The sequence below is a fragment of the Gottfriedia sp. ABJ_BB2_2 genome, from assembly GCF_055484705.1.
The window spans coordinates 775,270-788,659 of record NZ_JBVFKR010000001.1 but is presented as its reverse complement, the minus strand read 5'-3'; the positions used below and the strand labels follow the sequence as shown (position 1 = coordinate 788,659).

11 protein-coding genes are annotated in these 13,390 nt (G+C 34.5%); all 11 read left to right on the top strand.

Annotated features, from left to right (window positions below; all coding sequences use genetic code 11):
* Positions 1–43 precede the first annotated feature (43 nt).
* Positions 44–991 carry a bifunctional riboflavin kinase/FAD synthetase gene (gene ribF / locus ACX6U0_RS04000; protein ID WP_464958700.1) on the top strand — a complete coding sequence of 316 codons (948 nt, stop codon included), beginning with the start codon at positions 44–46 and terminating at the stop codon, positions 989–991.
* A gap of 132 nt (positions 992–1,123) precedes the next feature.
* Positions 1,124–1,393, top strand: coding sequence for a 30S ribosomal protein S15 (rpsO, locus tag ACX6U0_RS03995; protein ID WP_087998503.1), 270 nt, complete (start codon positions 1,124–1,126; stop codon positions 1,391–1,393).
* 211 nt (positions 1,394–1,604) lie between these two features.
* Positions 1,605–3,719 carry a polyribonucleotide nucleotidyltransferase gene (gene pnp / locus ACX6U0_RS03990; protein WP_464958699.1) on the top strand — a complete coding sequence of 705 codons (2,115 nt, stop codon included), beginning with the start codon at positions 1,605–1,607 and terminating at the stop codon, positions 3,717–3,719.
* A 253-nt stretch (positions 3,720–3,972) separates the two neighbouring features.
* Positions 3,973–4,911, top strand: coding sequence for a polysaccharide deacetylase family protein (locus ACX6U0_RS03985; RefSeq protein ID WP_464958876.1), 939 nt, complete (start codon positions 3,973–3,975; stop codon positions 4,909–4,911).
* Positions 4,912–5,008: 97 nt separating this feature from the next.
* Positions 5,009–6,247 carry a M16 family metallopeptidase gene (locus ACX6U0_RS03980; RefSeq protein WP_464958698.1) on the top strand — a complete coding sequence of 413 codons (1,239 nt, stop codon included), beginning with the start codon at positions 5,009–5,011 and terminating at the stop codon, positions 6,245–6,247.
* A 171-nt stretch (positions 6,248–6,418) separates the two neighbouring features.
* On the top strand, positions 6,419–7,318 hold the full coding sequence (dpaA, locus tag ACX6U0_RS03975) for a dipicolinic acid synthetase subunit A (protein WP_464958697.1): 900 nt from the start codon (positions 6,419–6,421) through the stop codon (positions 7,316–7,318).
* The gene (gene dpaB / locus ACX6U0_RS03970; protein ID WP_464958696.1) at positions 7,318–7,917 is read left to right on the top strand and encodes a dipicolinate synthase subunit B; all 600 of its coding nucleotides are present in this window, start codon (positions 7,318–7,320) and stop codon (positions 7,915–7,917) included. The genes dpaA and dpaB overlap by 1 nt, the downstream gene beginning before the upstream one ends.
* A gap of 181 nt (positions 7,918–8,098) precedes the next feature.
* The gene (gene asd, locus ACX6U0_RS03965; RefSeq protein WP_464958695.1) at positions 8,099–9,142 is read left to right on the top strand and encodes an aspartate-semialdehyde dehydrogenase; all 1,044 of its coding nucleotides are present in this window, start codon (positions 8,099–8,101) and stop codon (positions 9,140–9,142) included.
* A 26-nt stretch (positions 9,143–9,168) separates the two neighbouring features.
* Positions 9,169–10,398, top strand: a complete 1,230-nt coding sequence (gene dapG, locus ACX6U0_RS03960) for an aspartate kinase (protein WP_464958694.1) — start codon at positions 9,169–9,171, stop codon at positions 10,396–10,398.
* Between the two features lie 21 nt (positions 10,399–10,419).
* Entirely contained in the window at positions 10,420–11,310 is an 891-nt protein-coding gene (gene dapA / locus ACX6U0_RS03955) for a 4-hydroxy-tetrahydrodipicolinate synthase (RefSeq protein WP_464958693.1), read from the top strand.
* Positions 11,311–11,551: 241 nt separating this feature from the next.
* Complete coding sequence (locus ACX6U0_RS03950) at positions 11,552–13,222, top strand: ribonuclease J (RefSeq protein WP_464958692.1); 1,671 nt, start codon at positions 11,552–11,554, stop codon at positions 13,220–13,222.
* Positions 13,223–13,390: the final 168 nt, after the last annotated feature.

Below are 13,390 nucleotides of genomic sequence, written 5' to 3'. Positions count from 1 at the left end.
TTCTATAATGGGGAAAGAGACTTGAATATAGAAGGTGATAAAAATGACAAAATTAATAAAAATCACCCATCCTCATTCGATAACAAAAGTAGATTGCAAAGAAACGGTCTTAGCACTTGGCTTTTTTGATGGTGTACATAAAGGGCATCAACAAGTCATTAAAACTGCCAAAGAAATTGCGGATGAAAAAGGATTATTATTATCAGTTATGACATTTGATCCACATCCATCAGCGATTCTTGGAAATCGAGATGAGTCGATTTCATATTTGACGCCTTTGGAACTAAAAGTGAAGTGGATGGAAAAACTTGGCGTTGACCAATTATTTATTGTTCAATTTACCGAAGAATTTGCAAATCTCTTACCCCAGGAATTTGTTGATCAATATATTATTGCTTTAAATGCGAAACATGTTGTAGCTGGATTTGATTTTTCATTCGGCAAATATGGTAAAGGTACAATGGAATCACTACCATTTCATTCTCGAAATGAATTTACACAAACAACAGTTTCAAAATTTAATATAGATGATGAGAAAGTAAGTTCATCAAGAATTCGTCAAGCGATTAAAGACGGAGAAATGGATGAAGCTGCTCGGTTACTTGGTAGACAGTATCAAATTATTGGAACTGTCGTTGATGGAGATAAGAGGGGAAGAACAATTGGATTCCCAACAGCAAATATTTCCGTTTCCGTACCGTATGCATTGCCATCTGTTGGTGTTTATGCAGTAAAATGTATTGTTAACGGTGAATTATATGAGGGTATGTGTAATATTGGTTACAAACCGACATTTTATCATGAATTCCAAAAACAAACGATTGAAGTAAATATTTTTAATTTTAATGAAGATATTTATGGAAAAGAAGTTGAGATTTTTTGGTATTCAAGAATTCGTGATGAGAAGAAGTTTAATGGAATAAATGAACTGATTGAACAACTCCATAAAGATCGTGAAACAGTCATCAGTTATTTTAAAGAGATTAACTAGAATACTTGCTTTTAGCATGAAAACATAGTACACTTAACAACGTATTTGAAAAACCGTCGCTTGGCTAATCGATTTTCACCGACGACTGCTAGGTGATAGGTGTTCAACAATAATTTTATGAGGTGAAAAAACATGGCATTAACTCAAGAACGTAAAAACGAAATTATCAGCACTTACAAAACTCATGCAAACGATACTGGTTCTCCAGAAGTTCAAATTGCAGTTTTAACAGAAAACATCAACTCTTTAAATGGGCACTTACGTACTCACAAAAAAGATCACCACTCTCGTCGTGGTTTATTAAAAATGGTTGGTAAGCGTCGTAACTTACTTAACTACTTACGTAACAAAGATATTACTCGTTACCGTGAATTAATTACTAAATTAGGTTTACGTCGTTAATTTCGAGTACTAATCAGATACTTCTAAGAAAAGCGGGATTCTTCCCGCTTTTTCTTATACATATCGTTAATTTCATTAATAAATATTTTAATCTCTTTCACGTTAGTTGATTTCTTTACTAAACATAGGAGATAATAGGTAATATGAAGATTTTTACATAATTCAAGGTAAGTACAATGAATTGTCATTTAGAGAGGGGTATTTATACCATATGGAACAACAAAAGCACGTTTTTTCCACAGAGCTTGCTGGTAAACCACTTACAGTAGAAGTTGGCCAACTAGCAAAACAAGCGAATGGAGCAGTATTAGTAAGATACGGTGATACAGTCGTTCTTTCAACTGTCACTGCATCAAAAGAACCAAAAAATCTTAGCTTTTTCCCATTAACTGTAAACTATGAAGAGCGTTTATATGCGGTTGGTAAAATTCCAGGTGGATTTATTAAACGTGAAGGTAGACCGAGTGAAAAAGCAATCTTAGCAAGTCGATTAATTGACCGTCCAATTCGACCATTATTTGCAGAAGGATTCCGTAACGAGGTTCAAGTGATCAGCATGGTAATGAGTGTTGACCAAAACTGTTCTTCAGAAATGGCAGCGATGTTTGGTAGTTCATTAGCTTTATCAGTTTCAGATATTCCTTTTAATGGCCCAATTGCAGGTGCAGTCGTTGGTCGTATTAATGGTGAATTTGTAATTAACCCATCTGTTGAACAAGCTGAAGAAAGCGATATTAACCTAACTGTAGCAGGAACAAAAGATGCAATTAACATGGTTGAGGCTAGCGCGAATGAAGTGCCAGAAGATGTAATGCTAGAAGCTATTATGTTTGGACACGAAGAAATTAAGAAATTAATTGCGTTCCAAGAAGATATTGTAGCTCAAGTAGGTAAAGAAAAATCTGAAGTAAAACTTCATCAATTAGATTCGGATATAGAAAAACAAGTTCGTGACCTTTGTGAAGTAGAATTAAATTCTGCTATTCAAGTTCATGAAAAACATGCACGTGAAGAAGCGATTACAGAAGTGAAAAATCGAGTAATTGCAGAGTATGAAGAAAAAGAAGCTGATGAACAAACAATTGGACAAGTTAAAGAAATTCTTTCTATGCTTGTTAAAGAAGAAGTTCGTCGTTTAATAACAGTTGAAAAAGTACGTCCAGATGGAAGAAAGTTAGATGAAATTCGTCCATTATCTTCTCAAGTAGGACTTCTACCTCGTACACATGGTTCAGGATTATTTACTCGTGGGCAAACTCAAGCCTTAAGTATCTGTACTTTAGGTGCACTTGGTGATGTTCAAATTCTTGATGGATTAGGAATTGAAGAATCTAAACGCTTTATGCATCATTATAACTTCCCACTATTTAGTGTCGGTGAAACAGGTCCAATCCGTGGTCCAGGTCGCCGTGAAATTGGGCATGGTGCATTAGGTGAAAAAGCACTTGAGCCAAGTCTTCCTGATCAAAAAGATTTCCCATATACAATTAGACTTGTATCTGAAGTACTTGAATCAAATGGTTCTACTTCACAAGCAAGTATTTGTGCTAGTACTTTAGCAATGATGGATGCTGGTGTACCAATTAAAGCACCTGTAGCTGGTATTGCCATGGGACTAATTAAATCTGGTGAACATTATTCAGTTTTAACTGACATTCAAGGAATGGAAGATCATTTAGGAGATATGGACTTTAAAGTAGCCGGTACTTCTAAAGGTGTAACTGCTCTTCAAATGGATATTAAAATTGAAGGTTTATCTAGACAAATTCTAAAAGAAGCATTAGATCAAGCAAAAATTGGTCGTATGCAAATTCTAGATTCAATGATCGCAACGATCAGTGAACCAAGAAAAGATTTATCAGAATTCGCACCTAAAATTTTAATGATGACAATTAAACCAGATAAAATTAAAGATGTAATTGGACCTGGTGGTAAGCAAATTAATAAAATTATTGAAGAAACTGGTGTGAAAATTGACATCGAACAAGATGGCACAGTCTTTATCTCATCTGTTGATCAACCAATGAACGAACGTGCAAAACAAATTATTGAAGACCTTGTACGTGAAGTTGAAGTTGGACAACTATACATGGGTAAAGTAAAACGAATTGAAAAGTTCGGAGCATTCGTTGAAATCTTTGCTGGTAAAGATGGTCTAGTACACATTTCTGAGCTTGCAGAGGAACGTGTAGGAAAAGTTGAAGATGTTATTGCAATTGGCGATGAATTCCTTGTAAAGGTTACTGAAATCGATAAGCAAGGACGAGTAAACTTATCTCGCAAAGCAGTATTAAAAGAACAAAAAGAAAAAGCTGAATCAAACTAATACCATAAAAAAACAAAGTCAGGTATAAATAGGAAAATTCCTATGAGTGCCTGGCTTTTTTTTGGTTACACTAATGTGTAAAGTGAAACATTTACATTTAACTAGTATTTATAAGTCTTAAGTTGAATGTCCGTGTTACATAATTTTATAGAAAGCTTGTTCTATTTTCTTTTAAAAAATCATATTCCTTCTAGTAGGAGGGTGTCCGGAAATGAGTAAAAGTAAGTTGAAAGTATTTGCATTGTCAATCGCTATGATTATTGCCTTTTTTGTGGTTAATAATCAATATACTAATCATTATGTTTCAGTACTAACCAATCATTCTTCATTTGTAGCAGGTCATTCTGATGCTTTATATGAAGAAATCAAAACGAAGGCACCTACATATGAAATCGCACCTAAAGATGCATATATCGATCGAGTATGGAAGGCTATTCCAGGCTACAATGGCTTAACTGTTGATGTAGAAAGTTCTTATCAGAAGATGAAGAAGAAAGGGGAGTTTAACGAGAAGCAATTAGTTTTTAAGGAGATATCCCCGAAAGTTCATTTGCGAGATTTACCACCATCCCCCGTTTATAGAGGAAACCCTGAAAAACCTTTGGTTGCATTTGCTATAAACGTAGCATGGGGGAATGAATATATTCCTCGGATGCTTGAGGTTTTAAAAAAGCATAATGCAGAAGCAACATTTTTCTTAGAAGGACGATGGGTTAAGGAAAATCCAACTGTGGCACAATTAATTACTGCTGCAAAACAAGAAGTAGGGAATCATTCCTATACTCACCCTGATATGGCAAGACTGGGTACAAATGCGATCACAAATGAAATCCAAAAAACCAATTCGGTCATTTTAGCAACAACAGATCAAAAAGTTGAATGGTTTGCTCCACCTAGTGGTAGTTTTCGAGAAGAGGTAGTAAATGTAGCTTCAAAACTAGGTCTAGGTACAATTATGTGGACAGCTGATACAATTGATTGGCAGAAACCACCAAAAGATGTACTAATTAATCGAGTTATGAAAAAAGTAGATAACGGAACAATCGTGTTAATGCACCCAACTGCTCCAACTGCGGAATCACTTGATGAGTTAATAACAAAAATAGAAGCATCAGGTAGGAAAGTTGTCAATATTTCAACATTATTAGACGAAAAAAGATACGATACAGTTAAAAATGTTGAAAAAAAATGACTTTTTATGTCAGCTTTGTTAAGATGATTGTAAAATATAGTAAATTTTTTCAATTTATTACAATTGTAAATGACGGTGCATACATAGGAGGCAATACATGATAGTACGACATACTTGTAAAAATGGTGTAAGAGTAGTTTTAGAAAATATTCCAACTGTTCGTTCAGTTGCAATTGGTATATGGATTAAAACGGGTTCAACAAATGAAGTTCCTGAATTAAATGGTGTATCACATTTTCTTGAACATATGTTTTTTAAAGGAACATCTACAAGAAGCGCAAAAGAAATAGCAGAAAGCTTTGATTCGATTGGTGGACAAGTAAATGCCTTTACGTCTAAAGAATATACTTGCTATTATGCTAAAGTTTTAGATACACATGCTGATTATGCATTAAATGTGTTAGGAGATATGTTTTTCAATTCAACTTTTGATGAAGGTGAATTAGAAAAGGAAAAAAATGTAGTGTTAGAAGAAATAAAAATGTATGATGATACGCCAGATGATTTAGTGCATGATTTATTAAGTAAAGTTATGTATGAGAAGCATCCATTAGGGTCACCAATCCTTGGAACTGAAGAAACGTTAAAATCTTTTAATGGTGATACGTTACGCCAATATATGAAGGATTTTTATACGCCAGATCAAGTTGTCGTGTCTATTGCTGGAAATATAGATGATTCCTTTGTAAGTCGTGTTGAGCAATTATTTGGGCAATACGAAGGTAAAAAGAAAGAAATCACTTTTGGCGTACCGACTTTACACTATGGAAAGATTTCGCGTAAAAAAGAAACAGAGCAAGCACATCTTTGTGTTGGTTACAGAGGATTAGAGATTGGTCATGACGATTTATATCCTTTAATCACATTAAACAATATTCTTGGTGGAAGTATGAGTAGTCGCTTATTCCAGGATGTTCGTGAACAAAGAGGACTTGCGTATTCGGTCTTCTCTTACCACTCTGCATATCAAGATAGTGGTATGGTAGCTATTTATGCAGGTACTGGTAAAAGCCAATTAAACCAGTTATTCGAAACAATTCAAGAAACATTAAAGATTTTAACAGTTGATGGTATTTCAGAAAAAGAACTAGTAAATTGTAAGGAACAATTAAAAGGGAATTTAATGTTGGGCTTAGAAAGTACAAATAGCAGAATGAGCCGAAATGGTAAAAATGAATTAATGCTAGGCGAACATCGCTCTTTAGATGAAATTATTCAATTAATAGACGGTGTTACGATTTCGAATGTTAATGATATCGCGCGATTTGTCTTTACAGATGACTATGCAGTTTCATTAGTAAGCCCTGACGGTATCATGCCATCTAGTATTAAATAAGAAATCGATCAAAGAGGACCTTCAAATAATGAGGGTCCTCTTTTTATATTTCCTTTCACCAATGAGAAAGGAAAATCATAAGATATTTAGGAGAAAGATGTTAGGCGGTAGTCCTGCCTTAAATATAGTCATTTCCATTTACCATAGTGAAGTAAAGAAGGTGAATGCTGCATGTTAACTGGCTTGCATATAGCTGTTTTAGGCGGGGATGCCAGACAGCTGGAAGTTATTCGGAAGTTAACAGAGTTAGACGCAAAAGTAACATTAATTGGTTTTGAACAATTAGATAGTGGTTTTACAAGTGCATCAAAAGAGTTAATCGCGGATGCAAGTTTTGAGGATTTAGATGCAATTTTATTACCTGTACCTGGCACAAACATTGAAGGTGTAGTGGATACAATTTTTTCAAATGAGAAAGTTGTTTTGACGAAAGAGCTTCTTGATAGTACTCCAGAACATTGTACGATTTACTCTGGTATTAGCAATAGTTATTTAGACAGTATTATTGCAGCATCAAATCGAAAACTTGTGAAGTTGTTTGAAAGAGATGATGTTGCCATTTATAACAGTATTCCGACTGTTGAAGGAACTATTATGATGGTCATTCAACACACTGAATACACGATTCATAATTCAAAAGTTGCTGTACTAGGATTAGGTCGTACTGGAATGAGTGTTGGTCGTACGTTTCATAGTTTAGGTGCAAAAGTAAAAGTTGGAGCTCGTAGATCAGAACATATTGCAAGAATTGTAGAAATGGGATTAGAAGCATTTGAATTTAAACATATCGAAGAAGCACTCAAAGATGTTGATGTTGTGATAAATACAGTCCCTTCCTTAATCGTAACAGCTAGTGTGATTTCAAAATTACAACCGCATGCTCTCATTATTGACTTAGCATCAAAGCCTGGAGGTACCGATTTTCGATATGCAGAAAAAAGAGGAATAAAAGCATTATTAGCACCAGGCTTACCAGGAATCGTTGCTCCTAAAACAGCTGGTCAAATTATTGGAAATGTTTTAACACAGCTTTTAAAAGACGATTTAGAAAAAAGAAAGGAGCAACCGTAATGACGCTTAAAGGTAAAAAGGTTGGTTTCGGAATTACAGGTTCACATTGTACGTATGAAGAGGTCGTTCCACAAATACAAAAACTAGTTGATGATGGAGCTGACGTATATCCAGTTGTTACATTTACTGTGAAAAGTACAACAACAAGATTTGGTGTTGGAGAAGACTGGATTGAAAAAATTGAAGAAATTACTGGTCGCAAAACAGTGGATTCAATTGTTGGTGCGGAACCATTTGGACCTAAAGTTCAATTAGACTGTATGGTCATTGCACCTTTAACTGGAAATTCAATGAGTAAATTCGCAAACGCTCAAACTGATTCACCAGTACTAATGGCAGCTAAAGCAACATTAAGAAATGGTAAACCTGTTGTATTAGGTATTTCTACAAATGATGCATTAGGTTTAAATGGCACTAATTTAATGCGTTTAATGAGTACAAAAAATATATATTTTATTCCTTTTGGTCAAGATGATCCGGTTAAAAAACCGAATTCTTTAGTGGCTAGAATGGAATCTTTACTTGAAACAGTCAAGGCATCGATCGAAGGAAAGCAGCTTCAGCCTGTTTTAGTAGAAAAATATCGCGATTTGCAATAATAAATTTGGAAAAAATAACTCCGATTTATTTTTTCTATGTTAGAATGAAGAAAATTGAGTATGTGTCTAGTGATACATACTCGTTCCTATGAATAGAAATGTCCAAACTAAAAGCTTTGAAATATCACTTAAAATCGCGTAAACTATTTAATAAAAGTTAGAAATAGGGAAGGTGCAAATTGTGGGAAATAAACAAAATTATGTTGTAGCTGTAGTCGGAGCTACTGGTGCAGTAGGTCAACAAATGATTGCTACTTTGGAAAAAAGAGACTTTCCGATAAAAGAAATAAAATATTTATCTTCAAAACGTTCAGCTGGTACGACTTTATTTTACAAAGGTCAAGAAGTTATTGTACAAGAAGCAACACCAGAAGCTTTTGAAGGTGTTGATATCGCGTTATTTAGTGCAGGTGGATCTGTATCAAAAGAACTTGCTCCTGAAGCTGTTAAAAGAGGTGCAGTTGTAGTAGATAACACAAGTGCATTTAGAATGGCTGAAGATGTTCCTCTAGTTGTACCTGAAGTGAATGATAAAGATCTATTTAACCATAAAGGTATTATCGCAAATCCGAACTGCTCTACAATCCAAATGGTAGTTGCACTTGAACCTATTCGTCAAACAATCGGTTTAAATAAAGTTGTTGTTTCAACTTACCAAGCAGTTTCAGGTGCTGGTGTAACAGCAATTGAAGCATTAAAAGAGCAAGCACAAGCATTTTTAAATGGTGAAGAAGCAACTCCTTCTGTTTTACCAGTAAAAAGTGGTGAAAAGCATTATCAAATCGCATTTAATGCAATTCCACAAATCGATGTTTTTACAGAGAATGGATATACTTATGAAGAGATGAAAATGATTAATGAAACAAAGAAAATCATGCACTTACCTGAATTGAAAATAAGTGCAACATGTGTAAGATTGCCTGTTATTTCTGGGCACTCAGAGTCAGTATATATCGAAGTAGATAAAGAGGTTACAGTTGAAGAACTTAAAACAATTTTAAGCGATGCTCCTGGAATCGTACTTCAAGATGATCCAGATCAACAATTATATCCAATGCCATTTTATAGCATAGGAAGTAATGATGTTTTTGTTGGTCGTATTCGTAAAGATTTAGACAATCCATTAGGATTCCATTTATGGATCGTATCAGATAATTTATTAAAAGGTGCTGCTTGGAATTCAGTTCAAATCGCTGAAAAATTGATTGAGTTAAGCATCATTTAGTGAGAAACAGCTAGAGAGGTGCAAGGATGAAAATTTTAGTCCAAAAATTTGGTGGGACTTCAGTACGTGATGAGAATGGTAGATCACACGCACTTAAACATATAAAAGAAGCTTTAGAAAATGGATATAAGTTAGTAGTAGTTGTATCTGCTATGGGTCGTAAAGGTGAACCATACGCTACAGATACATTATTAAATTTAGTCGGTGCAAAAAAAAGTAAAGTATCTCAAAGAGAACTTGATTTATTAATGTCATGTGGAGAAACAATATCTTCTATTGTCTTTTCTAATTTATTAAATGAAAATGGCATTCATGCTACGGCAATGACAGGTGCTTCAGCAGGATTCCGTACGAATGATGAATTTGGAAATGCAAAAATATTAGATATGAAATGCGGACGCCTTGTGAAAGAGCTTGAAAACTACGATGTTGTAGTTGTTGCTGGTTTCCAAGGTGCCACTACAAAAGGTGATATAACGACTTTAGGTAGAGGTGGAAGTGATACTTCTGCTTCAGCACTTGGGGTTGCAGTTGGGGCAGAAACAATTGAAATTTTCACAGACGTTGAAGGTGTAATGACAGCTGACCCAAGAATCGTAAAAGAAGCACGTCCTTTATCTGTTGTAACATATGCAGAAATCTGCAATATGGCATATCAAGGTGCGAAGGTAATTCATCCAAGAGCAGTTGAAATTGCAATGCAAGGGAAAGTACCAATTAGAATTCGTTCAACATACTCAAATAGTCTAGGTACGCTTGTAACATCAAATCCTTCTCAAAAATTAATCGGCGGAGATATACAAGATCGATTAATTACAGGAATTGCTCATGTACCAAATGTTACTCAAATTCGTGTGACATCAAAAGAACATACTTTTGATTTGCATTCTCAAGTATTTAAAGCAATGGCTAATAAAGGTATTAGCGTTGATTTTATTAATATTTCTCCAAATGGTGTTGTATACACTGTTAGCGATGACGTTGCTACAAAAGCAATTGATGTACTAAACGGAATTGGCTATGAGCCTTCTTTTACAACTGGTTGTGCAAAAGTATCAATCGTTGGTGCAGCAATAGCAGGTGTACCGGGTGTAACATCAAAAATTGTTACTGCTCTTGCCGAAAAAGGTATTCAAATACTTCAATCTGCTGACAGTCACACAACAATCTGGGTACTTGTAAAAAATGAAGATATGATAGAAGCGGTTACAGCCTTACATGAGGCTTTTGAGCTTAGCTCGGTAAAAATGGATTAATTATTTGATCGGAGTGGGAAAATGAGCAGATTTGGTAAAATTTCAACTGCGATGGTAACGCCTTTTGATTCAAAAGGTAATATTGATTTCGCAAAAACAACAAAACTAGTGAATTACTTAATAGAAAATGGCACAGATTCAATTGTAGTATGTGGTACAACTGGAGAATCTCCAACTTTAACATCAGAAGAAAAATTAGCATTAATTAGACACGTTGTTACGGTTGTTGATGGCCGAATTCCAGTAATAGCTGGAACAGGTAGTAATGATACAAGAGCAACTGTTTCATTAACAAAGAAAGTAACTGAGCTTGGTGTAGATGCGATTATGGTTGTCGTACCATATTACAATAAACCAAACCAAGAAGGTCTATATCAGCATTTTAAAGCAGCAGCAGAAAGTACTGAGCTTCCTGTGATGTTATACAACGTACCTGGTAGAACTGTTGCAAATTTAGCTATTGATACAGTTGTAAGACTTGCAGAAGTACCAAATATTGTTGCAATTAAAGACGCTACAGGTAATTTAGGTGTAATGACTGAAATAATTGATCGTACACCTGAGGATTTTGAACTTTATTGTGGAGACGATGGTTTAACACTACCAGCATTTGCAATTGGTTCAAAAGGAACTGTTTCAGTAGCTTCTCATGTGTTAGGAAATGAAATGCAACTATTAGCTGAAAGCTTCTTTACTGGGAATATGGAGCAAGCACAATTTTTACATCGTAAATTATCTCCATTATTTGATGGATTCTTTATGGCTCCAAGCCCAAGTCCAATTAAAACAGCATTACAAATGAAAGGCTTAGATGTTGGTGGAGTAAGATTACCACTTGTACCATTAACAGAAGCGGAACGTACAACATTAACTTCATTAATGAATCAATTGGAAGAAGCGTTACAAAATTAATAAAAATAACAAACCATTTTTGAGCAGGAATTACTGTTTGAAAATGGTTTTTTTATTGTGAAAAAAGAGAAAAAAATTAAGATAAACCTTTTAATATCTAGTCATCTAGGCCATTGATTTCACATGTCAATTTTCCTTTTTAAGGAAGAATGTATCTTGTTTTCATTGTTCCTACTAGGATATAATGTTTGTAAGATTTTGAACGGTCTGTAAATTTAAAATGTACTAGGAGGAACAGGTAGTGGCTAAAGATATAAATGAACAAGTAAAAGTATTTGCCCTAGGTGGGGTTGGTGAAATCGGAAAAAATATGTATGTTGTTGAAGTAGGGGAAGCAATTTATGTACTTGATGCTGGTCTTAAATTTCCTGAACAAGAAATGTACGGTATTGATCATGTCATACCAGATGTAAGTTATTTAGAGAAAAACGCTCAAAGACTAGTGGGTGTTTTTATCACACACGGACATGAAGATCATATTGGGGCAATTCCATATATTATGAAGAAGCTTCCAAATGTAAAATTTTATACAAATAAACTGGCGTACTTATATATAAGAGAAAAGTTAAGCGAAAAAGGTATAAAAAATATGGAGCAATTTGAACTTTATGATGAGCAAAGTTCATTTGTATTCGATCAAAGTTCAATTCGCTTTTTCCGTACAACTCATAGTATTCCAGATTCTTTTGGTATTTGTATTGATACACCACAAGGATCTGTTGTATATACTGGAGATTTTAAATTTGATCAATCGAAAAGTCCGTACCAAGGCGCAGATATTGGTAAGCTTGCATTAATCGGAAACAATGGGGTATTATGTTTACTTTCTGATAGTACAAATGCAGAAAGACTAGGATTCTCTGGTTCTGAGAAAAAAGTTTCTGAAGAGATTAAAAAAGAAGTTATGAATGCAAAAGGTCGAGTCATCATCACTTGTTTTTCTTCAAATATTTATCGTATTCAACAAGTAATTGATGCTTGTATAGCTGCAGAGCGTAAATTGGCTGTTGTAGGTAGTAGTATGGTTAAATCAATAGAATTAGCTAAGGAATTAGACTACTTAACAATTCCTGAGGATTTATTTATTTCTGTCGTTGATACAGATAACTATAAACAAAGTGATATTGTTATTTTAACGACAGGTACACAAGGTGAACCGATGTCAGCTCTTTCTCGAATTGCAAAAGGAACTCATAAACAAGTTTCTATTCGAAAAGGTGATACTGTATTAATGGCAGCAACACCAATCCCAGGTAATGAAATGCTTGTATCATCATCAGTTAATCTACTGTTTAGAGCTGGAGCGAATGTAATATACGGATATAAAAAAGTTCATGTGTCAGGTCATGGTTATGAGGAAGAATTAAAACTAATGCTAGAATTAATGAAACCACAATATTTCCTACCAGTTCATGGTGAATACCGTATGCAAAAAGCACATGGGCACATTGCTGAAGAAGTTGGAATTCCGAAAGAAAATATTTTTATAGTTGAAAAAGGCGATGTTGTTTCATTTAAAAACGGACAGGCTAATCGTACTGAAAGAGTTGAAGTTGGCAATGTACTAATCGATGGAATCGGTGTTGGTGATGTTGGAAATATCGTTTTAAGAGACCGTAAACTTCTTTCACAAGATGGAATTCTAGTAGTTGTTGTCACTTTTAATAAGCAGAAACGTTTAATTCTTTCAGGACCAGAAATTATTACACGAGGCTTTGTTTATGTGAGAGAATCAGAAAAGCTTATTACTAGATCAACTGAAATGGTCAAGGACATTACCGAAAGAATGTTACAAAATGATCAAATAGAATGGACATTGTTAAAAAATTCAATAAGAGATGGACTAAGTGCTTATTTATATGAAGAAACTAAGCGTAGACCTATGATACTTCCAATTTTAATGGAAGTTTAAATGACAAGGAGAAGCTAAGAAAAGCTTCTCTTCTTTGCAAATTAAGGTATGTTTTCCATATTATTTTCACATACTAACATGTATGAAAAATGATAGGGGGAACCGCCTGTGTCAAATTCAAATAATGAAACACCAATCCCAAACGAAGAATCACCCTCAAAACCAAAT